This is a genomic window from Novosphingobium sp. 11B, from assembly GCF_054589055.1.
This window is the reverse complement of the sequence record NZ_BAAILP010000017.1, coordinates 1-21,794: the sequence shown is the minus strand read 5'-3', so window position 1 is coordinate 21,794 and position 21,794 is coordinate 1. Positions and strand designations below refer to the sequence as shown.

The following is a 21,794-nucleotide window of genomic DNA, read 5'->3' as shown; positions in this document are numbered from 1 at the left end:
GGCGCAGATCGCATGAGATTTGCGCCCCCTTAACCAATTCCCTCTACGCCCTGCGGCCATGAGCACCGCATCCACCCGCCGCCCGGCCAGCGACGTTTCCGCAGGCGTGGGCCTCTCCGGCCTCGTCGCGCTGGTCCTGTGGATCCTGTTCTGCCGCAACTGGGGCTCGGTCGTCGATCTGCTCGGCCTGCAGGCCCCGCGCGAGCCGATGAGCGGCCCTTACGCCTCGCTCGCCACGCTGGCCTTCACCGGCGTCGCCATGACCGCATGGTCGCTGCTGGTCGACAAGGTGCACTTGCGCCCCTCCACCGGCATCGACTGGTCGCAGCGTCGCCCGCTCTCCGAAACGCTCGACATCTCGATCACCAAGCTGACCGGGCTGTGGATCACATGGGCGCTGATAGGCTGCTTCTACTTCCTGTGCCGATGGTACTGGGAGGGGCAGTATCTGTTCGCTATGGACGTGTTGAGTGCCGTTGTGGCACCCTTGTTCGTCCTCTCGGTGCCCTATGTCCTCTGGCTCGACCGGGTCATGGTCGAGCCGCGCGACGCCTCCTGGCACTTCGGCGCGATGCTGATCGGCCGCGAGCCATGGAGCGCCGAAGAGGTGAAGAAGCACTGGCGCGCCTGGGCGATCAAGGGCTTCTTCGGAGCCTTCATGATCTCGATCCTGCCCGGCGGCTTCGCCCGCGTGGTAGAGGCGGATTTCGGCGCAATCGCACACAAACTCGTGGACTTGGGCTCTCTGCTGATCGAAGGGCTGTTCCTCGTAGACGTGCAGATCGGCACAGTCGGCTACCTCTTCACCTTCCGCCCGCTCGACGCCCACATCCGCAGCGGCAACCCTTTGCTGGCGGGCTGGGTAGCCGCACTGATGTGCTACCCGCCCTTCGTGTGGGGCACGATGGGTAACGCCGACGTCCTCGGTTACGAAGTCAACACCGGCGGCTGGGCGCACTGGATGGCGGCTTACGACGTCCTCCTGTGGGGCTGGGCGGCGATGATGGTCGTGCTGACCGCGATCTACGCCTGGGCGACCTTCGCCTTCGGCCTGCGCTTTTCTAACCTGACTTATCGCGGCGTGCTGACGAACGGCCCCTACCGCTTCACGCGCCACCCGGCCTACCTGTCGAAGAACCTGTTCTGGTGGACTTCGACGCTGCCGTTCCTCGTGACGAACGGATCATGGACCGACGCGATCCGCAACACCGTGCTGCTGGGCGTGGTGAGCGGCATCTATTATTGGCGCGCTCGGACTGAGGAAGCGCACCTGCTGGCGGAAGACCCTAAGTATCGGGAATATTACGACTGGATGGGGGAGAATGCGTTCATCACCCGGACTTTGGCGAAGGTCGGGCAGAAGTTGAAGTTCAAGTAAGTTCTGGGGCCATCGCCCCAGACCCCCGAACTGTCGTCGTTGTGCGTGCAGCCGCCTTAGGCAAGATGGCGCCGCAGGCTTTATCTGTCTCCCGGCTCAACGTCTTGCATGGCGAGGCTGCGCGCGTGCCCTCGACGGTATACGGCGTGCAGGGGTGGTAAACCCCTGCATTTCCTGCCTTAAAACGTCTTGAGCGCGTAAACCTTGGAAAGATCCCCGCCCCATTCGCCATTATACAGGTCGAGCAGCCGCTCGGCCGGAACCTTGCCGGTCTTCACGATCTCGGCCAGCGGTTCGAGATAGCCCGTCTCGTTGTCGCCCGCCGAGTTCAGGCGGCCACGCGCGGCAAGGCCCGAGCGGGCTATGTCGACCACTTCGCCTGCGATGTCGCGCAGGGTGCCGCCGCCCGGGATCGGTGCATCGAGGCCCAGCTTCGGCGCGGCCGAGCGCAGGGCTTCGCGGCCTTCCATGTCCCAGCCCTTGACCAAGTCCCAGGCCGCATCGAGCGCGCCCTGATCGTAGAGCAGGCCGACCCACAGCGCGGGCAGGGCGCAGATGCGGCCCCACGGCCCGCCGTCGGCGCCGCGCATTTCGAGGAAGGACTTCAGGCGCACTTCCGGGAAGGCGGTGGACAGGTGGTCCTGCCAGTCCGACAGGCGCGGCTTCTCGCCGGGGAGCACCGAAAGCTCGCCCTTGAGGAAGTCGCGGAAGGAGAGGCCGGCGGCGTCGATGTACTTGCCGTCGCGGAACACGAAGTACATCGGCACGTCCAGCATGTACTCGACATAGCGTTCGTAGCCGAAGCCGTCCTCGAACACGAAGGGCAGCATGCCGGTGCGGTGCGGATCGGTGTCCGACCAGATATGGCTGCGGTACGAGAGGTAGCCGTTGGGTTTGCCCTCGGTGAAGGGCGAGTTCGCGAACAGCGCCGTCGCCAGCGGCTGGAGGGCCAGCGAAGTGCGGAACTTCTGCACCATGTCGGCTTCGCTCGAATAGTCGAGGTTCACCTGGATGGTGCAGGTCCGCAACATCATGTCGAGGCCCATCGAGCCCACGTGCGGCATGTGGTTCAGCATGATGCCGTAGCGCCCCTTGGGCATGATCGGCAGTTCTTCGCGCGTCTTGTCGGGCCACATGCCGAGGCCGAGGTAGGCCTTGCCCAGCTTTTCGCCGACCTGCTTCACTTCGGAGAGGTGGCGACCGGTCTCGGCGCAGGTCTGGTGCAGGTTTTCGAGCGGTGCGCCTGACAGTTCCAGTTGGCCCGCCGGTTCGAGGCTGACGTTGCCGTCCGCGCCCTTGAGTGCGATGACGTTTCCGCCTTCCTCGATCGGCGTCCAGCCGAACTGGGTCAGTTCGCCCAGCAGGTCGCGGATGCCGCCCTTTTCGGTGTACGAAGGCGCGTGGTGGTCGGCGGTGTCGTAGACGAATTTCTCGTGCTCGGTGCCGATGCGCCACGCCTCGCGCGGCTTTTCGCCTGCGGCCATCGGCTCGGCGAGTTGGGACAGGTTTTCGATAACCGGATCTTCGCGATCCGAAACCTCACGAGTGCTCATGGGCGCGGAATTAGTGTGCCCTTCGGCGCCGCGCCAGAACTTTTTGTACCGGTCAGTCTAACATTCCTGTCATGTCCAATCTCCGGACACCGCCATCCATAGCCCGATGGCGGAAATGCAGGCGGTTTCGGCCCGCAGAATGCGCGGCCCCAGAGTGATCGCGCGCGCCTGGGGATGGGCGCGGACGAGATCGCGCTCGGTATCGTCGAAGCCGCCTTCGGGGCCGACGAGGAGCGCGGCCGGGCCTTTGTGCGCGGCGAAGGCGGCGGCTGCGGGGGCGCCGCCCTGTTCGTCGGCGAAGAACAGAGCGCGGTCCTCGGGCCAGTCGCGCAGCAGGGCATCGAGCCGGGCCGGTTCCTCGACGCGGGGCAGGGCGGTGCGGGCGCATTGCTCGGCCGCCTCGGTGACGATGGTGAGCGCGCGTTCGGGGTTGAGTTTGTCGGCCACGCAGCGCCGGGTGACGACCGGCTGTACGGCGGCGACCCCCAGTTCGGTGGCCTTTTCCAGCACCAGATCGAAGTTCGGCTTCTTGAGCAGCGCGGCGCAGAGCACGAAGTCCGGCACGTCCTCGCGCTCGCGCAGCTTCATGCGGACCGAGAGCACGACGTCGCGCTTTCCGGCGGAAACCACCTCGCAGGCCCATTCGCCGGTGGCATCATCGCAGGCGATCACCGCATCGCCGGGAGCGATTCGCATGACCTTGCCGAGATAGTGCGCCTGCTGGCCTTCCAGCGCGATCTGCCCGCCTTCGACGAGCGGTCCGGGGACGAACAGACGCGGCGCGGAGCGGGGCGGCCAGGCGGGGGTTGCAGGCATCTTCAACGGGTTCCTCGGGCTGAAAGGCCCTTTTCGCGCCTTGGCGGAGAGGATGCAACGGTGGGCAAGCTGTGTTCACCAGTCACGTTCGGGCATGACAGGACGCGCGCGATGCACTACTCATCGCGCGATGCTCGAACCTTCGCTCGTCCCTGACAGCCAGCATCGCGGGCTCGTGTCGATGCTGCCGCAGCCGTTTCGCGACTTCGCGATGCTGGCGCGATTCGACCGGCCGATCGGCTGGTGGCTGCTGTTCTGGCCCTGCGTCTGGGGCGTTCTACTGGCAGGTGGCGAAAGCCGCTGGAGCCTGATCGCCTGGCTGCTGCTCGGCTCGATCGCGATGCGCGGCGCGGGCTGCGTGCTCAACGACATCGTCGATGCCGACCTCGACCGCCGCGTCGCCCGCACCGCGCAGCGCCCGGTCGCGAGCGGCCGCGTCAGCAAGGGCGCGGCCTGGACCTGGCTGCTGATGCTATGCGCCGTCGGGCTGGTCGTGCTGTTCCAGCTGCGCCCGCCCGCGCAGCTGGTGGCTCTGGGCAGCGTCGGCCTCGTCGCCGCCTATCCGTTCATGAAGCGCATTACGTGGTGGCCGCAGGCGTGGCTGGGCATGGTTTTCACGTGGGGGGCGCTGGTCGGCTGGATCGAGATCCGCAGCGATCATCTGGAGGCGCTGGCGGCGCTCTACCTCGGCTCGATCGTGTGGTGCATCGGCTATGATACGATCTACGCGATTCAGGACATCGAGGACGACGCGATCGTCGGCATCCGTTCCTCCGCCCGGCGCCTCGGCGCGCGGGTGAAGGGTGGGGTCGGTGGCTTCTACGCTCTCGCGCTGGCGCTGTGGGCGCTGGCGTTCTGGGCGATGCGGCCGGACTGGGTGGCGCTCGTCGCGCTGGTGCCGATGGCGCTGCACCTCGGCTTCCAGGTCATGACGCTGGACCCGGCGGACGGCGAGAACGCGCTCGCTCGCTTCCGCTCCAACCGCGATGCCGGGCTGGTGATGGCGCTGGCCTGCTGGGTGGTCGGCAACGCCGGGGTGATCTGATTGCCTACGCGTAGCTGACCAGCTCGAATTCTATCCCGTCCCAGTCGAAGAAGTAGAACCGGCGGCCTGGATCGTAATCGGCGTGGTTGAATGGTTCGAGGCCTGCGGCAAGCACCACCTGTTCGGCCGCGTCGAGATCGTCGACCACAAGCCCCACGTGATTCAGCGGCGCGCCCTTGCCGTAGCGCCCGCGTTCCCGGCGGTCGGTATAGACAGCGATGTAGCTGAAATCCCCGCCTACGTGGATCGTCTCGCCGCCGTTGATGGCGGGCCCCCGCCAGCGTTCGTGCCAGCCGAGCAGGTCCTGCAGCAAGGCGGACGAACGCTCGATGTCGCTGACGGTGAGGTTGGCATGTTCGAGGCGGCCCTGGGCCATTCTTCTTTCTCCTGCGTCACCGGCGAATCAGCCGGCTTGGCAAAAGTGCAACCTCAACCTAACTTGAGATCAAGCACTTTCGAAAGGATATCGATCTGGTCGTGGACCGCTTCATCACCATCGGCGAACTGGCGCGGCGTACCGGCGTCGCGGTATCGGCACTGCGTTTCTACGAGGAGAAGGGGCTGCTGCAGGCGCTGCGCACCTCGGGCAACCAGCGGCGTTTCCTGCGCTCCGACATTCGCCGCGTCAGCTTCATCCTGATCGCGCAGAAGCTGGGCCTCGCGCTGGCCGAGATCGAGCGCGAACTGGCCGACCTGCCGCACGGCCGCACGCCGACATTGGCCGACTGGGAGCGCATCAGCCGCTCGATGCGCACGTCGATCGACGAGAAGATCGCGCTGCTCGAACTGACTCGGCGCAAGCTGGACGAATGCATCGGCTGCGGCTGCCTCAGCCTGACGAAATGCCGCCTCTACAACGCCGATGACGTGGCGGGGGCGCAAGGACCGGGGCCGCGCTTCGTGCTGGGCTAGATCCCGAGCGCCTTGCGCAGTTCGGCGTTGATGCGCGACTGCCAGCCCTTGCCGGTGGCGCGAAACGCCTCGACCACATCGGGATCGAGCCGCAGCGTGACCTGCTTCTTGGGATTGGCAGCGGGTGGGCGGCCGATCGACTTGAGCGAGCCCGAGGCCGGACGGATCAGCTGGTCGCCCTTGTAGATGGCGGCCATGCGGAACATTTCCTCGGTCCATTCGACGTCGTCGTCGTCCGGGTCAATCCAGGGTTCGGAAGCGGGCTTGATGTTCTCCATGATGCGCATGCCTTATCGTGATGATCCGACGGTTGCCGTCGCGCGGTGTTCAGACCAGCGATACGCGGCGACCATGGAGAAACCCGAAGACGCGATAGCGGGTCTCTCCGTAGTCCTTGCGATCGTCCAGAACCTGAACATGCGTATCTGCAAAGACCCTATGCGCATCGGCAATGTCGATTCCGCGTTCAGCCAGAATCTTCCGGCGCTTCGCCTCGTCATATTCAATCCGCAATGACCGCATCTCCAGCGTCTGCGGACGGTGATCGTTGGATCGGCTACGATGGGCCAGTTAAATTAAAGTAACTACAAAAACCCCGCCGGTCAACCTCACACCGCTGCCGCCAGCAGTTCCTCCGCGCCGCCCAGATCCACGCTGACGAGGCGGGAGATGCCCTTTTCCACCATCGTCACGCCGAACAGGCGGTGCATGCGGCTCATCGTCACCGCATTGTGGGTGACGACGAGGTAGCGGGTGTCGGTTTCCTTCGTCATCGCTTCGAGCAGGTCGCAGAAGCGTTCGATATTGGCGTCGTCGAGGGGGGCATCGACTTCGTCCAGTACGCAGATCGGCGCGGGATTGGTCAGGAACAGGCCGAAGATCAGCGCCACCGCCGTCAGCGCCTGCTCGCCGCCCGAAAGCAGGGTGAGCGATTGCAGGCGCTTGCCCGGCGGCTGGGCGTAGATTTCGAGACCGGCCTCCAGCGGATCGTCCGAATCGACGAGGGCGAGGTGCGCCTGACCGCCCTGGAACAACTGCTGGAACAGGCGGCGGAAATGGCCGTCCACCGCCTCGAAGGCGGCGCGCAAGCGTTCGCGGCCTTCGCGGTTGAGGTTGCCGATCGAGCCACGCAGGCGGTTTACGGCTTCGGTCAGTTCGGCCTTCTCGCTGACCGAGAGGCCCAGCTGCGCCTCGGCTTCGGCGAGTTCGTCGGCGGCGACGAGATTGACCGGGCCGATGCGCTCGCGCTCGGCGACAAGGCGGTCCATGCCGCTGCCTTCAGCCTCGGCGCCGCCGACTTCGACAGGGGCGAAGGCGAAGCGCTCGGGCAGGACCGGGGGCGGGCACTGGAAGCGCTCGCCCGAGAGGCGGTTCATTTCGGTGCGGCGCTGGTCCTCGTGCTCGGCGCGGGCAGAGGCTCCGGCGCGGCCTTCGCGCGCGGCGGCGAGGGTTTCCTGCGCGGCGGAGAGCGCGGTGTCGGCGCGTTTCGCGGCTTCGGTGGCGGCGTTTACCGCTGCTTCTGCCTTCGCCAGTTCATCGCCGAGGCGCACGCGGATCGCCTCACCCTGTTCGATCTGGGTCATCAGCGAGGGGGGCTTGGCGGCCATGATCGCGCGTTCGGTCTCGATCTCCTCCAACCGTCCGGCCATCTGCGCGAGGCGGTTCGCGGCATCGCCCGAGCGGGCCTGCCAGCCGCGAATGTCGGCGCGCTGGGTGGTGGTGCGCTCTCGCGCGACGGCGAGGGCCTGATCGTGGCCTGCGAGCGTCGCCATCGCGTGCTGCAAGGCGGAGCGCGCCTCGCCGTTGCGGGCTTGTGCGTCCTGCAGTTCGGCGCGGCCAGTGGCGGGATCGGGTAGCGCGACGCGTTTCGCCTCGGCGGCGGCGACTTCGGCGTCCACGCCGCTGCGCTGGTCGGCGGTTTCGGCGAGGGTCGCGTCGAGTTCGGTACGGCGGGCCTGCTGGCGAGCGCGGGCATCCTCGGCCTGATCGACGGCGCGCAAGGCGCTGCGCTCGGCCTCGGCCGCCGAGGCGATGGCGCGTTCGGCAGAAATCACGCGGGAGGAGAGGTCGGCCAATTCCTGCTGCACGGCGGCCTGCCGTGCTTCGGCGGCGGTGACGGCCGCGCGCAAGGGGGGCAGCTTGGCGTCGAGTTCGGCGAAGCGGTTCTCCGCTTCCAGCCTTGCGGCTTCGGCCGCGCCTTCGCCGCGTGCGACGAAGCCGTCCCAGCGGCGCAGCACGCCCGCGCGCGTGACGAGCCATTCGCCGGGCTTCAGTGTCCGCGCATCGTCCGTCTCGACCACATGCACCAGCGCGAGGCGGGCCGCGAGTTCGGGCGGGCACTGCGCGACATGCGCGGCGAGGCTGTCGGCGACCGAAGCGGGAGCCTCCGCGCCGGTCCAGAAGCGGCCGTCGGCATTCGGCACTACGCCCAGCGGGGCCTTGGCGTCGCGGCCGAGCACGGCGGCGACCGCGCGTTCGTAGCCGGGCGCGGCGCGCACCGCGTCGATGGCGACGGGCAGGCCATGCGCGGCCTTGGCGCCCTTGGCCCGCGCCTCGCGGTCGCGGACGAGGGCGGCGTGTTCGCGCTCGATGCCCGTGAGGTCGGCGCGCGCGCCTGCCAGCGCCGAGGCAGCGGCGTCGCGGTCGGCCTGTAGCGCGGTCTTGCGCGCCTGCATGTCCTCCAGCCCCTCGCGCGAGCGGGCGAGGGCGGCGCTGGCCTCCTCTGCCTTGGCGCGGGCGGCGGCGATGGCGGTTTCGAGGTCGCCGAGGTCGGGTAGGGCAGCGACTTGCGCCTCGATCCGGGCGACGTCCCGCGCCACGCGGGCCTGCCGTGCCTTCGCCTGCGTCAGTTCGGCTTCGGCGATGCGCCATTCGGCCTCGACGCCCGCCTGCTTCGCGGTCGCCTGCGCGAGATCGAGTTCGGCGGCGCGGCTGGCCTGTTCGGCGCCATCGACCATGTTGGCGAAGCGCGGGCGCTGCGCTTCATCGGCGGCGAGCTGCTTTTCGCCCTCGGACAACTCGCGCTCCAGCCGGGCGAGGGCCTCGGCGGCGTCGCGGGTGAGGCGGTCGGCGTCGTGGCGGTCTTCTTCCAGCCGGGTGCGCTGGCGGTCGAGGTCGGTGAGGCGCTGTTCGGCGGCTTCGAGCTGGCTCGTCAGCGTCGCTATGCGGTGGCCTTGCGCATTGGCATCGTCGCGGCGGTCGGCGAGTTCGTCGCGGGCCTCCATCAGCGTCTCGGCTGCGGCGGCCTGCTGGCTCTGAGCTTCCACTGCGAGCGCCTGCGCCACGGCGACGCGCTCCTCGGACGCCTGCGCTTCCTTGCGGGCGGCATCGGCGGCGGCCGCGGCCTCGCGCCAGCGGGCGAAGACGACGCGGGCTTCGGCGAGGTGGATCTGGTCGGTGAGGGCTTTGTAGCGCTCGGCGGCCTTGGCCTGCCGCCGGAGCGTGCCGACCTGCTTGTCGAGGCTCGCCATGATGTCGTCGAGGCGGGCGAGGTTGGCTTCGGTGGCGCGCAGGCGCTCCTCTGCGTCCTTGCGTCGGACGTGGAGGCCCGCGATGCCCGCCGCCTCTTCGAGCATGGCGCGGCGCTCGGCGGGCTTGGCGGCGATGACGGCGGCGATGCGGCCCTGGCTGACGAGCGCCGGGCTGTGCGCACCGGTGGCGGCATCGGCGAAGATCAGCGCCACGTCCTTGGCGCGCACGTCCCGCCCGTTGATGCGGTAGGCGCTGCCCGCGCCGCGCTCGATGCGGCGGACGACTTCGAGTTCGTCTCGCACGCCTTCGGCATTCGGCGCGGTGTCGGCCTTCAGTACGACTTCGGCGAAGGCGCGGGGCGGGCGCTTGTCCGTCCCAGCGAAGATCACGTCCTCCATCCCGCCGCCGCGCATCGACTTGGGCGAGCTTTCGCCCATGACCCAGCGGATCGCTTCGAGCAGGTTGGACTTGCCGCAGCCGTTGGGGCCGACCACGCCGGTCAGCCCCGGATCGATGCGCAGTTCGGCGGGCTCGACGAAGCTCTTGAAGCCGCTGAGCTTTAGCCGGTTGATGCGCATCGAGGTCGGGTCAGGCGATCACGCTGGTCAGCGCGCGCCTGCTTCCTTGAGCTTGGGCTCCAGCTTGTCCCATTCCATCGAGCCGACGTTGTTGCCGTTGATGATGAAGGTGGGGGTGCCGGTGACGTTGAACTGCTCGCTCGCCTTCTGCGTCTGGTCGGCGAGCGCCTTGGCCTTGGTGGTGTCGGCAAGGCAGGCGGCGGCCTGATCGCGGGCGATCCCGCGCGAGGCGAAGAAGTCGGTCATGCCGGCGACCTCGGAGATGGCGGCGAGCTGCTTTTCCTTGGGCAAGGCATCGATCTGGGCGAGGCGTTCCTTGCTGGCGGCCTGCATGTTCTCGAACATCTTGGGCTGCCAGGCCCAGAACTGCTCGCTGAGCGGGATCACCGCCTCGGTCGAGCCGCATTCGGCCAGCAGCGAGGCCGGAATGTCCAGCGCGTTGAGCATGAAGTAGCGCAGTTCGTAGCTGACGCGGCCGCTGGCGACGTAGTCGTCGCGCAGCGGCTCGAAGCTCTGCTGTGCGAACAGGGCGCAGTGCGAGCAGCTGAGGGCGCCGTATTCGACCAGCTTGATCGGGGCGTTCGGGTTGCCCATGCGGTAGCCGCCCTCGGCGGTCTTCTCGATCGTGTCGGCCCAGGACTTGCCTGCGGGCGCGGCGATCTTGGCGATCGGGGCGCCCGAGGTGGCACCGGCGGTGGGCTCGTCCTTCTTGCCGCAGGCGGCGAGGCCGAGGGCAAGCGGGGCGACCACGAGGCCGAGGGCGATGGTGCGGAAACGGGTGCGAGTCATCGGGAGGCGAATCCTTCGTGTGGATTTGTCACAGGGCTAGCCCATGGAGGGGGGAAAACGAAGCGTGGACGGGGGTATTCCACAAGTGCGGCGTTGTGTTGGGACGCCCACCCCGCTGCGACTAGGCAGCAAGCTGCCAAGTCTCGCTCCCCTCCCGCAAGCGGGAGGGGCCGGGGGTGGGCTCGTGGATCAGATATTGCCCGCGCGCTGCTGGGCCTGCTTGTCGGTGATCGCCTTGGACACCGTCGCCCAGTCGTGGCCGTCGAGAAGGTCGCCGTTGAGGGTGAAGCTGGGCGTACCCTGCAGGCCGAGCGCCTGCACTTCGCCCTGCTGGCCCTTGAGCTTGTCGAGCATCGCGGTGTTGGCGAAGCACTGGTCGGTCTGCGCGCGGCTGAGGCCCCACGAAGCGGTCTGGTCGTAGAAGCCGAGATCGCTCGCCATGGCGCGCATGCGGGCGGGGAAATCGCCCTGATACCAGCGCTGCTGCTGTTCGCGGTTGGTCGCCTCGGCCTTCGCGAGCCATTTGTCCTGCGAGGCGAAGAAGGCGTTGTGGCGCACGAAGAAGCGCTTGGGATCGCCGCAGTTGGTCAGCATGGCCACGGTGAGGTCGATCGGGTTGCGCAGGAAGTTGGTCACCGTGACCGAGATCTGGCCCTTGGGCACCATGGTCAGGCGCAGCACCGGGTCCGCTTCCTTGTGGAAGTGGGCACAGTGTGGGCAGGTGTAGCTGACGTATTCGACCAGCTTGAGCGGCGCGTCCGGATTGCCGAGCCGGTGGCTGCCGTCGGCGGTGACGGCGGTGGCAGCGGTCCAGTTCGTGGAGGCGGGGGGCAGCCCCTTCCTGGGCGCGGCGCCCTTGGGAGCGGCGGCCATGCTGAGAACGGCGCAGGCGGCAAGCGCCACGGCGCGAAAGACGGTCTTGGTCATCACTTGTCTTCCTGACTGTCAGGCTTGTGTTCGGCGGCGCCCATGCTGCGCGCCAGCGATTCGAGCACCGCGCGAAGCTCCGGGTCGCCGATGTCGCGCAGCGATTCCCCAAGCTCGAACGGCACCGGTTTCAGCGAAGGCGGCGCGGACGGGCGCGGCTGCGTGGCAACAGGCGGCTTAACCTCGCCTTGCCGGATTTTCACCTTGGCGACCGCCTGGTAGCCGAAAAAGCGGTTCACCCGGTCCATGATCTCGGGGATCACGTGCTGGATCATCGGCGAATGAGCGGGCACGACGACCAGCTGGAGGATGCCGTCGCTCTTCTCTCCGGGCGGGAAACGGATCGATTCCGGCGAGCAGACGCGTGCGTGGCGGGCGCCGACGATCTCGGGCCAGCGGGACACCACGCTCGACTGCACGAAGCCGAAGCGCCGGAAGGCGGTGCGGCCGACTTCGGGCATCAGGTCCGAGATCTGCCGCGCCTGTCCGCCGCGCATACGCTCGAACTGCTTGAGGCCCGTCTTGCCCTTGGCGGGACGTGGCTTCGATTCACCGGGGGATTTGCCGCTATTCCGTTCCATTGCCCGCGATCCAATGCCATAGCGGCGGCATGGACGCCAGTTCGGATACTGCAATCGCGGCGATGCTGCTCGACTGGTACGATGTGCACGCGCGCACCTTGCCGTGGCGCGCCGCACCGAGCACGCCCGCGCCCGATCCGTACCGGGTCTGGCTGTCGGAAGTGATGCTCCAGCAGACGACGGTTGCGGCGGTGAAGGACTACTTTGCCGCCTTCACTACGCGCTGGCCGACCGTGCAGGCGCTCGCGGCGGCTGCGGACGAGGAGGTCATGGCGGCATGGGCGGGCCTCGGCTACTATGCCCGCGCCCGAAACCTGCTGGCCTGCGCGCGTGAAGTGGCGCGGCTCGGGCGGTTTCCGGATACCGAGGAAGGCTTGCGCGCTCTGCCGGGACTGGGAGCTTATACTGCTGCCGCAGTCGCCGCTATCGCCTTCGGGCGGCGCGCGGTGGTCGTCGATGCCAATGTCGAGCGGGTCGTCTCGCGGCTCTTCGCGATCGAGGAGCCGCTGCCGGGTTCACGGCCCGGTATCCGCGCAAAGGCCGACACCATCACGCCGCAGCGCCGCGCGGGCGACTTTGCGCAGGCGATGATGGATCTTGGCGCCACCGTCTGTACCTCGCGCAGTCCGCGCTGCCTGCTCTGCCCGATTTCGGGGCCTTGCGAGGCACGGCGCATGGGCGATCCCGCAAGGCTGCCGGTAAAGGCGGCAAAGAAGGCCAAGGCCGTGCGTCAGGGCCGCGCCTTCTGGATCGAGCGGGACGAAGCGGAAGTCTGGCTGGTCCGCCGTCCCGGCAGCGGCATGCTCGGCGGCATGCGGGCGCTGCCCGACGATGGCTGGGCGGCGCGTATCGACGGCTCGGGCGAGGGACCGCTTACCGGGCCATGGGAGAGCGCGGGCAAGGTCGGCCACGTCTTCACGCACTTTGCGCTGGAACTGAACCTGGCGGTTTACCTTGGTGACGGGTTCGAGGGGCTGGAAGACGGCGAATGGTGGCCGCTCGACCGGCTGGACGAGGCGGGGCTGCCCACGCTCTTCGCCAAGGCCGCGCGGCTGGCGCTGGCTGAAAAGGAAGACGCATGATCGATCGCCTCGAAGCCGCGCTGGACCGTCGAATGCTGCTGGGCATGGGGGCGGCTGCGGGGCTCGGGGCGATGCTGCCGCGGCTGGCGCGCGCGGCGCAGCAGCCGGAGTTGATCCCCCAGGTCCGCGCGGTCGTCGAGCGCTGGGTGGGACCGGGCAAGTTCCCCGGCATGGTCGCCTCGCTGGGCCTGCCGGGGCGCGAGCCGGAATATGTCGCGCGTGGCTCGGAAGGCTTCAACGACGCCGATCCGGTGACCGCTGACAGCCTGTTCCGCATCTATTCGATGACCAAGCCGCTCACCGGGATGGCGGCGATGGAACTGGTGGCGCAGGGCAGGATCGGCCTCGATCAGCCCGTGGCGGACGTGCTGCCTGAATATGCGCACATGATGGTGCAGGACGAATACGACGGCTCGATCACCAGGGTCCACGCCGCGCCTCGGCCGATCACGATGCGGCATCTGGTCACGCATAGCTCCGGGATCGGTTACACGATCATCCAGCAGGGGCCGATCAAGACGCTGATGGAGGATAAGGGCCTCGTCGCCGGGCAGATCAGCCGGATGAAGCTGCCCGGTCTGTTCCGGGGAGAGCCGGTCAAGGGACTGGACCTGTTCGCGCGAGGGCTGGCGCAAGTGCCGCTGGTCGCCGATCCCGGTACGCGCTGGAGCTATTCGATGGGCCTCGACCTGATGGGCCGGGTGATCGAGGTGGTGTCGGGCAAGCCGTTCGACGCCTACCTTCAGGACACGATCTTCGGCCCCGCCAGCATGACCAGCACGGGTTTCCGGGTCTCGGCCGCCGACGCCCATCGCCTCACCACCAATTACGCGGCCGTCGGCGGCGTGCTGGCGCCGATCGACGAGGGGGAGACCTCGATCTACCTCGACAAGCCCGCCTTCCCCTTCGGCGGAGCGGGTCTCGTCAGCAGTCCGCGCGACTACGACCGGTTCCTGCGGATGCTGGCGCAGATGGGCATGATCGACGGTGTGCGCGTGCTGTCCGAGAGCGCGGTGCGGATGGGCACCTCCAACCTGCTCCCGCCCGGCGTCCTCGTGCCCGAGATGTTCGGCGGTCCCAGCGGCTTCGGCGCTGGAGGGCGCGTCGGGCAGGGGGCGGAGAGCGGGCTCTACGGCTGGTCGGGCGCGGCGGGGACGGTGGGCATGGTGGACATGGCCCAGGGCCTGCGCTCACAGATTTTCGTGCAGTTCATGCCGCCCAACGCCTTCGACCTCTTGCCCGAATTCCAGAAGGCCCTGAAGGCCGATGTGCTGGCGATCCTGGAGAAACACTGACGTGCTGCTGACTACTCCCGCTGCCCCTATCGCATTCGGCGGATCGCCGATCGACCGCGCCGACCACGTGCGCGGCGACCCGGAGGCCATCGCCGCACTGATGGGGCCGAGTGCGCGGCTGCTCAGGCTGGACGGCCTCGACCCGGTGATGACGGCGGAGGGCGGCCTCGTCTGGGGCAGCCTCGCCGATGCGGAAGGCGATGCGGAACTGGTGTTCCTCGGCCTCGAAGGCGGGCGCGGCTGCTTCGCGCAAGTGCTGCCGGGCATTCCCGCCGCCGGAGCGCCGAGCTGGAACGCGATGAATGCGCTGGAGCCGGGCGAACTCGCGGCTTACGGCGGGGCGCGGGCGCTGGTCGGCTGGCATTCGCGGCACCGCTTCTGCGCAGTCTGCGGCGCGGCCACGGTGCTGGCCAAGGGCGGCTGGCAGCGCTCCTGCACCGGTTGCGGCGCCGAGCATTTCCCGCGCGTCGATCCGGTCACGATCATGACCGTCGAGCATGACGGCAAGCTGCTGCTCGGCCGCCAGCCGCGTTTTCCGGCGCACCGCTACTCGGCGCTGGCGGGCTTCGTGGAGCCGGGCGAGACGATCGAGGAAGCCGTCGCGCGCGAAGTCTTCGAGGAAGCGGGCGTGCGCGTGCGGGACGTCGAGTATGTCGCGAGCCAGCCCTGGCCGTTCCCCTCGTCGCTGATGATCGGCTGCCACGCCTTCGCCGACGACCCGGCCATCGTGATCGACGAGACCGAACTGGAAGACGTGCGCTGGTTCACCCGCGAGGAATGCGTCGACGCGCTCGAAGCCGTGGCCGTGGGCGAGATGGGCCGCGCTTTCGGGGCGCCACCGAAGCACGCGGTGGCGCATGTGCTGCTCAAGTGGTGGGTGGAGCGCGGGGCTTAGACCAGCCCCAGCTTCGCCAGTTCGCGTGCCAGCTTGGGCGGCATGGCGTCGCTCGCCGTCTCGCCTTCGGCAAGGTCGCGCGGGGCGGCTTCCTCGGTCAGATAGCGCCAGCCCTGATGCGCGCGCTTGGGCTGGGTGACGACCGGGATCAGGCGCGGTTCGAGGTGGATGTGCCAGCGGCCGTCCTCGCGCTGCGAGAACCGCACGATCGGCGATCGGCCGATCAGCGCATGCTCGAAGATCCAGTAGAGCGAGCCGCCGATCATCTCCTCGTGCCGCTTGGGGAGATAGCGGGTGGTCATCAGCGCCTCATCCGGGTTGCTTTCCAGCCATGCGCGCAGGGAGGCGGGGCTTTCGGCGGAGAAGGCGATCTTGGTCATGTTGAGCGGCATGACCGTCAAGATAGGATCGCTTTGCCTGTCAGGCCAGCCCCACCACCACCGCGAGGCCGAGGAACGAGAAGAAGCCCATCGTGTCGGTCGCGGTCGTCACGAACACTGCCGAGGACACCGCCGGATCGACGTTGAACTTGTCCAGCGTCACCGGCACCAGAATGCCCATCAGCCCCGCGACCAGGTTGTTGATGACCATCGCCGAGGCAATCACGGCGCCCAGCAGCGGGTTGGAGAAGATCAGCCACGTCCCCACGCCGATCAGCAGGCCCAGCGCGAAGCCGTTGGCCAGCGCGATGCGGAATTCGCGCAGGATCATCCTGACGGTGTTGGAATCGGTCAGCTGGTTGGTGGCGATGGCGCGCACCGCCACGGCGAGGGTCTGCGTGCCCGCGTTGCCGCCCATGCCCGAGACGATCGGCATCAGCACCGCCAGCAGCGCGAACTTCGCGATCGCCCCCTGGAACAGCCCGACGACCGAGGCCGCCAGCATCGCCGTGGCCAGGTTCACCACCAGCCATGTCAGACGCGCGCGCACCGTCAGCAGAATCGGCTCGTTGATGTCGCCGTCGCCTGCACCGGAGAGCAAGAGGGCGTCCTCGCCCGCTTCCTCCTGAATGATGTGGACGATGTCGTCGACGGTGATCTGGCCGATCAGGCGGCCCGCAGGGTCCACCACCGCCGCCGAGATCAGCGCGTACTTCTGGAAGCGCAGCGCGACTTCCTCCTGGTCCATGTCGGCCGGGATCAGCGTCTGGTCGCGCGCCATGACGTCGTAGAGCGGGATGTTGCGCGGCGTGCGCAGGATCCACGAGAGCGAGCAGGTTCCGATCGGGCGGTGCATCGGATCGACGATGAACACTTCCCAGAACTCGGTCGGCAACTCGCGATGCTCACGCAGGAAATCGATGAGGTCGCCCACCGTCATCGATTCGTGCACCGCGACCAACTCGCGGCTCATCAGACGGCCGGCGGATTCTTCGGGGTAGGACAGCGCCGACTCGATCGCGGCGCGGTCTTCCGGCTCCATCTCGGCAAGGACGGCCTGTTGGTCGGCCTCGTCGAGATCCTCCAGCATCGCGACGGCGTCGTCGGTGTCGAGTTGTTCGGCGATCTCGGCGACGACGTCGGCCGGAAGCGCTTCCATCAGCGCCTCGCGGACCCAGTCGTTCAACTCGGCAATGACTTCCGAGCCCATCAGGTCGCGGATCGCGCCGGCCAGCGTCAGGCGCTCGCGTTCGTCGAACAGCTCGAACAAGTCGGCGATGTCGGCGGGGTGGAGCCCTTCGACGAGGTCGTAGACGCGATCGGTGTCTTCATCGTCGAGCGCGTCTTTGACGCTGCGCACGAATTCGGGCTTGAGGCGGTTGTCCTCGTCCAGCGATTCGGATTCGGGCGCGTCCTGACGCACGGTGTCTTCCGTGTGGTCCATCGGGTCGTGCTTGAGGTCCGCGTCGCTCATGCGGGCCGGTCTACGCAGCTATCTCGCAATTGCAACAGGGCTTTGCCATGGTCACTCGGGACTGCGCGGGCTTCGACAAGTTCAGCCGTGACCCTTCGACAAGCTCATGGTGAGCGGAGGTGGTGTAAACCTCCCAAACCCGCTCAGGCTGAGCCTGTCGAAGTCCCTTCGGCATGGTGCTGGTTCACGCCCCCTCGTGACATTGCCGCGCCATCGCCTATATCGGGCGCCAAAGTTTACCGGCGCGATCGCGCCCGGCCTCATGGAGACAGGCAATGGCTGACGAATTCCTCACACTCTCGCTCGATACCGGCAACGGCGAAGGCGGTGACGTCAAGATCAAGCTGCGCCCCGACCTGGCCCCCGGCCACGTCGAGCGGATCAAGGAACTGGCCGGCGAAGGCTTCTACGACGGCGTGAAGTTCCACCGCGTGATCCCGGGCTTCATGGCGCAGGGCGGCTGCCCCAACGGCACTGGCATGGGCGGTTCGTCCAAGCCCGACCTGAAGGCTGAATTCAACGCCGAGCCGCACGTTCGCGGCGTGTGCTCGATGGCCCGCACCAGCGCGCCGCACTCGGCCAACAGCCAGTTCTTCATCGTGTTCGACAACGCGACCTTCCTCGACAAGCAGTACACCGTCTGGGGTCAGGTCGTCGAAGGCATGGAGCACGTCGACGCGCTCCCCAAGGGCGAGCCGCCGCGCGAGCCGGGCAAGATCGTCAAGGCGACCGTCAGCGAAGGCTGATCGGTCCCGAAACGGAACATGTAAGGGCGGTCCTGCGGGGCCGCCCTTTTCGTTTGCGGAGCTTTCCCGGTTTCGGGGCGTTTTCAAAGCAACAGAACCATAACTTTGGGTGATGCTTGAAACGTCTCGTTCCCCTCAGCCTTTCGTGTTTCGTGCTGCTGGCCTCCTGCGGGCCGCAGACGGAACAGGCGAAGGCTCCCGCGAAGAGTTCCGACACTCTGGCTTTCGCCGATGCCCCCGGCGGCGGCGAGACCGAGGCGGCCGACAGCCTGCTGATGCGAGCGCAAGTGGCGCTCGACCGTGCCGGGTTCTCGCCCGGCGTGATCGACGGGAAGGACGGGCAGTCCTACAAGCTGGCGCTCGGCGCCTTCCAGGAAGCGCGCGGACTTCCCCGTAGCGGACAGCTCGATCCGGCAACCCAGCAGGCCCTGTTCCCCGCACAGAACATGGCGGCGACGCGGCTGGTGGTGATCCCCGATGCTTTCGCGCGTGGGCCTTTCACGCGCAACCTGCCGACCAAGACTTCCCAGCAGGCCGGCTTCGACCATCTCGGCTACCGCTCGCTGACTGAGGCACTGGCCGAGCGCTTCCATACCACCCCCGATACGCTGGTGGCGCTCAACGGCCATGGCACGAAAGTCGGTTCGGGCACCACGGTGCGCGTTCCCGCGATCGCCAACGTGCCCGTCGCGAAGATCGATGGTGACGAGCGCGGCTGGTCCGACACGCTGCAGCGCCTCGGCGTCGCGGGCGATCAGCCGACAGCCGAGAAGATCGTCGTCGACAAGTCCGAGGGCACGCTGCAGGCCTTTGACAAGCAAGGTAAACTCATCGCGCAATTCCCCGTCACCACGGGCAGCGGCCATGATCCGCTCCCGCTCGGCAAGTGGGAGATCAAGGGCACCTCGCGCAATCCGGATTACCAGTACGATCCGGACCTGTTCTGGGACGCCAACAAGAACGATACCGCAAAGCGCCTCGCCCCCGGCCCCAATGGCCCGGTCGGCGTGGTATGGATCGATTTGTCCAAGGACCACTACGGCATCCACGGCACGCCCGAGCCCGCGAAGATCGGCCGCACCGAAAGCCATGGCTGCGTGCGCCTGACCAACTGGGACGCGGCGCGCCTTGCACAGATGGTCCATTCGGGAACCGAAGTTCTGTTCCAGGCGTGAAAACGGACGGGTCGAGTCCTTAACGGGGCAGGGCGAATCCGGGCCTCTTGTCCGCAAGATGCGTGGAATCTAGCCGATTGGCATCGTTTCCAAGGATACAGGGAGTCCCCCGCCCATGAAGATCCGCCTGATCGCCCTCGCGGGCATCTGCGCTTTTGCCGCAAGTTCCGCCAATGCGGCGACCGTCACCGCCGAGGCCAATGTCGCCCGCTCCGAAGGCAGCTGGGGCGGCGAACTCGCCGTCGGCGTGCCGGTGATCCAGGACGGTGGTTTCGCGATCACCCCGGCCGTCGGCGCGTTCTTCCACAAGCGCGACCATGACGGGTACTACGAGGACAACTCGCAGTGCTTCCGCCGCTCCAACGACGAGCAGGTCGGCGACGGTCATTGCGATAATTCGGGCACCAAGATCTTCGGCAAGGTGGAGGCGACTTATACGCTGCCGATGTCGTTCACTCTTGGTCTCGGTGCGCGTTTCATCGGTAACGACCTGCGCGCCTACGGCACCGCCGCGATGCCATTGGCGCCGTTCCTCTCGGGCAAGGTGAACGTCGGCGATCACTATGTCGCGGCGGGTGTGCAGGCGAAGTTCTGATATCGAGGGGGCTTCGACAGGCTCAGCCTGAGCGGAATTGAGAGGTTTGCACTACTCCTGCCATTGGGAGGCCTACTCCAAACCCCGCTCACCCTGAGCTTGTCGAAGGGGCGAAGTCCCCGCAGCCGAATTCAGCTTTCCAGCAGATCCACGTAAGCCACCACGTCGTTGTCGGTGGCGAGGAACAGGCCGTCCTGCACGTCCTCGCTTTGTAGCGAGGCTATGCGCATCGCCTCGGACAGCGGGCCGTAGAACAGCGTGTTCGCCGCGCCGCCCTCGGCTCCGCCGTCGAGGTGATAGAGGCGCACGCTGGCGTCGTCATACGTGGTGCGCATCAGTCTTCCCGTCTGGCCCCATCAAGGGTGCGATCGATCCGCGCGACTTCGGCCTGCGTGGCGGATTTCTCGGCCTTGGTGCGGCCATGCTGGGCGCGGTTCGCCGCCGCCTCGGCCTTGTCGGCGGAGCGGGCCCTGGCCTTGCGGGCCATGCGCAGGTTGACGATCTCGGCCATGATCGCCCGACCTTACGCCTCGACCGGCGCGGTTGTCACGCCGAGATCGGGGAGGCCGACCGAGCGCTTGCCCGAGAAGTCGGTGCGCACCACGATCAGTCCGTCCTTCTCCAGATAGTCGAGCAGGCGCTGCACGCGGCGGGGCGAACTGGTGCCATAGATCCGCGCGAGGTCCATGTCGTCCGGGCAAGGCTTGCCGTCGATCGCGGCGCGGGCGATCACGTAGAACGTCGCCAGCGCATCGTCGGGCACATGCTTCGACAAGTTGATGAGGTCCTCCCAGCGCGCGTCGTCGGGGTTCTCGATTCCCGCCAGCGCGGCGGCGAAGCCACGGCGGAACATCGTCGCGTCGAGGCCGCGCACCGAGATGCCCTTCATCCGGCAGCGGATGGTGAAGTCCTGGAACAGCGTGGTCGCGGACTGGAACGTGCAGTCCGGCTCCTCGGCCATCACGTTCATGATCTCGATCATCGCCGCGCGGGTTTCCTCGGCGCCGGGCTCGTTGCGCTCCCTTTCACGCTCGCGTTCGCGGGCCTGCGCGGTGGTGGGTTCGAGCAGTTCGGTCGCGGCGATGCGGCGGGCCAGCGTCTCGGCATCGTCCACACGCGGGGCGGGGCGGTGGAATTCGGGGCGATCCGGCTCGACGTGGAGATTGTCGTGCAGCAGTTCGCGCAGTTCCTCGGTGGTCGCCGTGGGCAGCGGGGCGAGGCCCGGCGTCACCGACTTCGCGCCGGTCTGCACCGTGCCGACGCTGACCGACACCGGCCGCCGCGCGATCGCGGGGCCTAGACCAAGGAACTGCCCGCGCGCGAGGTCGCGGATCGTCTCGGCCTGGCGCCGCTCCATGCCGAGCAGGTCGGCGGCGCGGATCATGTCGATATCCAGGAAGGTGCGGCCCATCAGGAAGTTGCTGGCCTCGGCCGCGACGTTCTTGGCGAGCTTGGCAAGGCGCTGGGTGGCGATCACCCCCGCCAGACCGCGCTTGCGGCCGCGGCACATGAGGTTGGTCATCGCCGCGAGGCTGACGCGGCGGGCCTCTTCCGAGACTTCACCGGCGGCGGCGGGGGCGAACATCTGCGCCTCGTCCACCACCACGAGCGCGGGATACCACTGCTCGCGCGGGGCATCGAACAGGGCATTGAGGAACTGCGCGGCACACTTCATCTGCTGGTCGATCTCCAGCTCGTCGAGCGCGAGGACCACCGAGGCGCGGTGCTGGCGGATGCGCGCGCCGAGGCGGGCGATCTCGGCCTCGCCATAAGCGGAGCCGTCGATGACGACGTGGCCGAACTGCTCGGCAAGGCTGACGAAGTCGCCCTCGGGGTCTATCACCACCTGCTGGACGATCCCGGCGCTCTCTTCGAGGATGCGGCGCAGCAGGTGCGACTTGCCGGACCCGGAATTGCCCTGCACCAGCAGGCGGGTCGCCAAGAGTTCCTTGATGTCGATCTCTACCGGCTCCCCGCGCTGGGCGGTGCCGATGACGATGTTCGCGCTCACGTCCGGGCTAGTGCCAAAGCGGGGGGCGGGGTGCAAGCGGGACGGGGGGTTATCCAGAGGTTGCGTCAGCGGGGGGCGGGGTGCACGCGGG

23 protein-coding genes are annotated in these 21,794 nt (G+C 67.7%); 9 read left to right on the top strand and 14 right to left on the bottom strand.

Annotation, left to right across the window (positions count from 1 at the left end; translation table 11 throughout):
* Nucleotides 1–58: 58 nt before the first annotated feature.
* The gene (locus tag ACYPYD_RS01600; RefSeq protein ID WP_459661820.1) at nucleotides 59–1,378 is read left to right on the top strand and encodes a methyltransferase family protein; all 1,320 of its coding nucleotides are present in this window, start codon (nucleotides 59–61) and stop codon (nucleotides 1,376–1,378) included.
* A 179-nt stretch (nucleotides 1,379–1,557) separates the two neighbouring features.
* On the opposite strand, the gene ACYPYD_RS01595 is transcribed toward ACYPYD_RS01600, so the two are convergent.
* Nucleotides 1,558–2,931, bottom strand: coding sequence for a glutamate--cysteine ligase (locus ACYPYD_RS01595; RefSeq protein WP_459661819.1), 1,374 nt, complete (start codon nucleotides 2,929–2,931; stop codon nucleotides 1,558–1,560).
* Nucleotides 2,932–3,000: 69 nt separating this feature from the next.
* Nucleotides 3,001–3,747 (bottom strand): 16S rRNA (uracil(1498)-N(3))-methyltransferase, encoded by a 747-nt coding sequence (locus ACYPYD_RS01590; RefSeq protein WP_459661818.1) that lies wholly within the window; start codon nucleotides 3,745–3,747, stop codon nucleotides 3,001–3,003.
* Between the two features lie 130 nt (nucleotides 3,748–3,877).
* Here ACYPYD_RS01590 and ubiA point away from each other — a divergent pair, with 130 nt between their 5' ends.
* Nucleotides 3,878–4,792: a 4-hydroxybenzoate octaprenyltransferase gene (gene ubiA / locus ACYPYD_RS01585; protein WP_008828920.1), complete on the top strand. Its 915-nt coding sequence runs from the start codon at nucleotides 3,878–3,880 to the stop codon at nucleotides 4,790–4,792.
* A 4-nt stretch (nucleotides 4,793–4,796) separates the two neighbouring features.
* On the opposite strand, the gene ACYPYD_RS01580 is transcribed toward ubiA, so the two are convergent.
* Nucleotides 4,797–5,168, bottom strand: coding sequence for a VOC family protein (locus ACYPYD_RS01580; protein WP_036525922.1), 372 nt, complete (start codon nucleotides 5,166–5,168; stop codon nucleotides 4,797–4,799).
* A 101-nt stretch (nucleotides 5,169–5,269) separates the two neighbouring features.
* Between ACYPYD_RS01580 and soxR the strand changes: the two genes are divergently transcribed.
* Nucleotides 5,270–5,704, top strand: coding sequence for a redox-sensitive transcriptional activator SoxR (gene soxR / locus ACYPYD_RS01575; protein WP_069708882.1), 435 nt, complete (start codon nucleotides 5,270–5,272; stop codon nucleotides 5,702–5,704).
* Here soxR and ACYPYD_RS01570 read toward each other — a convergent pair.
* From ACYPYD_RS01570 to ACYPYD_RS01545, 6 genes are all read right to left on the bottom strand, one after another.
* Nucleotides 5,701–5,982 (bottom strand): BrnA antitoxin family protein, encoded by a 282-nt coding sequence (locus tag ACYPYD_RS01570; RefSeq protein ID WP_008828917.1) that lies wholly within the window; start codon nucleotides 5,980–5,982, stop codon nucleotides 5,701–5,703. The genes soxR and ACYPYD_RS01570 overlap by 4 nt on opposite strands.
* Nucleotides 5,983–6,031: 49 nt before the next feature.
* Nucleotides 6,032–6,226 carry a BrnT family toxin gene (locus ACYPYD_RS01565; RefSeq protein ID WP_442800358.1) on the bottom strand — a complete coding sequence of 65 codons (195 nt, stop codon included), beginning with the start codon at nucleotides 6,224–6,226 and terminating at the stop codon, nucleotides 6,032–6,034.
* A gap of 86 nt (nucleotides 6,227–6,312) precedes the next feature.
* Nucleotides 6,313–9,753: an AAA family ATPase gene (locus tag ACYPYD_RS01560; RefSeq protein ID WP_459661817.1), complete on the bottom strand. Its 3,441-nt coding sequence runs from the start codon at nucleotides 9,751–9,753 to the stop codon at nucleotides 6,313–6,315.
* Between the two features lie 27 nt (nucleotides 9,754–9,780).
* The gene (locus tag ACYPYD_RS01555; RefSeq protein WP_008832358.1) at nucleotides 9,781–10,542 is read right to left on the bottom strand and encodes a DsbA family protein; all 762 of its coding nucleotides are present in this window, start codon (nucleotides 10,540–10,542) and stop codon (nucleotides 9,781–9,783) included.
* A 189-nt stretch (nucleotides 10,543–10,731) separates the two neighbouring features.
* Nucleotides 10,732–11,469 (bottom strand): thioredoxin domain-containing protein, encoded by a 738-nt coding sequence (locus ACYPYD_RS01550; RefSeq protein ID WP_008831001.1) that lies wholly within the window; start codon nucleotides 11,467–11,469, stop codon nucleotides 10,732–10,734.
* Nucleotides 11,469–12,050 carry a DUF721 domain-containing protein gene (locus ACYPYD_RS01545; RefSeq protein WP_211149566.1) on the bottom strand — a complete coding sequence of 194 codons (582 nt, stop codon included), beginning with the start codon at nucleotides 12,048–12,050 and terminating at the stop codon, nucleotides 11,469–11,471. Before ACYPYD_RS01545 ends, ACYPYD_RS01550 begins: the two co-directional genes overlap by 1 nt.
* 29 nt (nucleotides 12,051–12,079) lie before the next feature.
* Between ACYPYD_RS01545 and ACYPYD_RS01540 the strand changes: the two genes are divergently transcribed.
* From ACYPYD_RS01540 to nudC, 3 genes are read left to right on the top strand one after another with little or no spacing between them, the layout of a single operon-like run.
* Nucleotides 12,080–13,132 carry an A/G-specific adenine glycosylase gene (locus tag ACYPYD_RS01540; protein ID WP_459661816.1) on the top strand — a complete coding sequence of 351 codons (1,053 nt, stop codon included), beginning with the start codon at nucleotides 12,080–12,082 and terminating at the stop codon, nucleotides 13,130–13,132.
* Nucleotides 13,129–14,427 carry a serine hydrolase domain-containing protein gene (locus ACYPYD_RS01535; protein WP_459661815.1) on the top strand — a complete coding sequence of 433 codons (1,299 nt, stop codon included), beginning with the start codon at nucleotides 13,129–13,131 and terminating at the stop codon, nucleotides 14,425–14,427. The genes ACYPYD_RS01540 and ACYPYD_RS01535 overlap by 4 nt, the downstream gene beginning before the upstream one ends.
* Entirely contained in the window at nucleotides 14,399–15,322 is a 924-nt protein-coding gene (gene nudC / locus ACYPYD_RS01530; protein WP_459661814.1) for an NAD(+) diphosphatase, read from the top strand. Before ACYPYD_RS01535 ends, nudC begins: the two co-directional genes overlap by 29 nt.
* Here the strand turns inward: nudC and ACYPYD_RS01525 are convergent.
* Nucleotides 15,319–15,714 (bottom strand): DUF1489 family protein, encoded by a 396-nt coding sequence (locus ACYPYD_RS01525; RefSeq protein WP_459661824.1) that lies wholly within the window; start codon nucleotides 15,712–15,714, stop codon nucleotides 15,319–15,321. The two genes, nudC and ACYPYD_RS01525, sit on opposite strands and share 4 nt — an antisense overlap.
* A gap of 28 nt (nucleotides 15,715–15,742) precedes the next feature.
* Nucleotides 15,743–17,146 (bottom strand): magnesium transporter, encoded by a 1,404-nt coding sequence (mgtE, locus tag ACYPYD_RS01520; RefSeq protein WP_231958240.1) that lies wholly within the window; start codon nucleotides 17,144–17,146, stop codon nucleotides 15,743–15,745.
* Nucleotides 17,147–17,451: 305 nt separating this feature from the next.
* Between mgtE and ACYPYD_RS01515 the strand changes: the two genes are divergently transcribed.
* From ACYPYD_RS01515 to ACYPYD_RS01505, 3 genes are all read left to right on the top strand, one after another.
* The gene (locus ACYPYD_RS01515; RefSeq protein ID WP_008831009.1) at nucleotides 17,452–17,922 is read left to right on the top strand and encodes a peptidylprolyl isomerase; all 471 of its coding nucleotides are present in this window, start codon (nucleotides 17,452–17,454) and stop codon (nucleotides 17,920–17,922) included.
* 116 nt (nucleotides 17,923–18,038) lie between these two features.
* Nucleotides 18,039–19,097, top strand: coding sequence for a L,D-transpeptidase family protein (locus ACYPYD_RS01510; RefSeq protein WP_211149572.1), 1,059 nt, complete (start codon nucleotides 18,039–18,041; stop codon nucleotides 19,095–19,097).
* A gap of 115 nt (nucleotides 19,098–19,212) precedes the next feature.
* The gene (locus ACYPYD_RS01505) at nucleotides 19,213–19,692 is read left to right on the top strand and encodes a hypothetical protein (RefSeq protein WP_008831011.1); all 480 of its coding nucleotides are present in this window, start codon (nucleotides 19,213–19,215) and stop codon (nucleotides 19,690–19,692) included.
* Between the two features lie 131 nt (nucleotides 19,693–19,823).
* Here ACYPYD_RS01505 and ACYPYD_RS01500 read toward each other — a convergent pair whose 3' ends face one another.
* The 3 genes from ACYPYD_RS01500 to ACYPYD_RS01490 are packed head-to-tail and all read right to left on the bottom strand — an operon-like array spanning nucleotide 19,824 to nucleotide 21,703.
* Nucleotides 19,824–20,027, bottom strand: coding sequence for a hypothetical protein (locus tag ACYPYD_RS01500; protein ID WP_008831012.1), 204 nt, complete (start codon nucleotides 20,025–20,027; stop codon nucleotides 19,824–19,826).
* Entirely contained in the window at nucleotides 20,027–20,203 is a 177-nt protein-coding gene (locus ACYPYD_RS01495; RefSeq protein WP_459661813.1) for a DUF4169 family protein, read from the bottom strand. The genes ACYPYD_RS01500 and ACYPYD_RS01495 overlap by 1 nt, the downstream gene beginning before the upstream one ends.
* A gap of 12 nt (nucleotides 20,204–20,215) precedes the next feature.
* Nucleotides 20,216–21,703, bottom strand: a complete 1,488-nt coding sequence (locus tag ACYPYD_RS01490) for a helicase HerA domain-containing protein (RefSeq protein WP_008831014.1) — start codon at nucleotides 21,701–21,703, stop codon at nucleotides 20,216–20,218.
* Nucleotides 21,704–21,794: the final 91 nt, after the last annotated feature.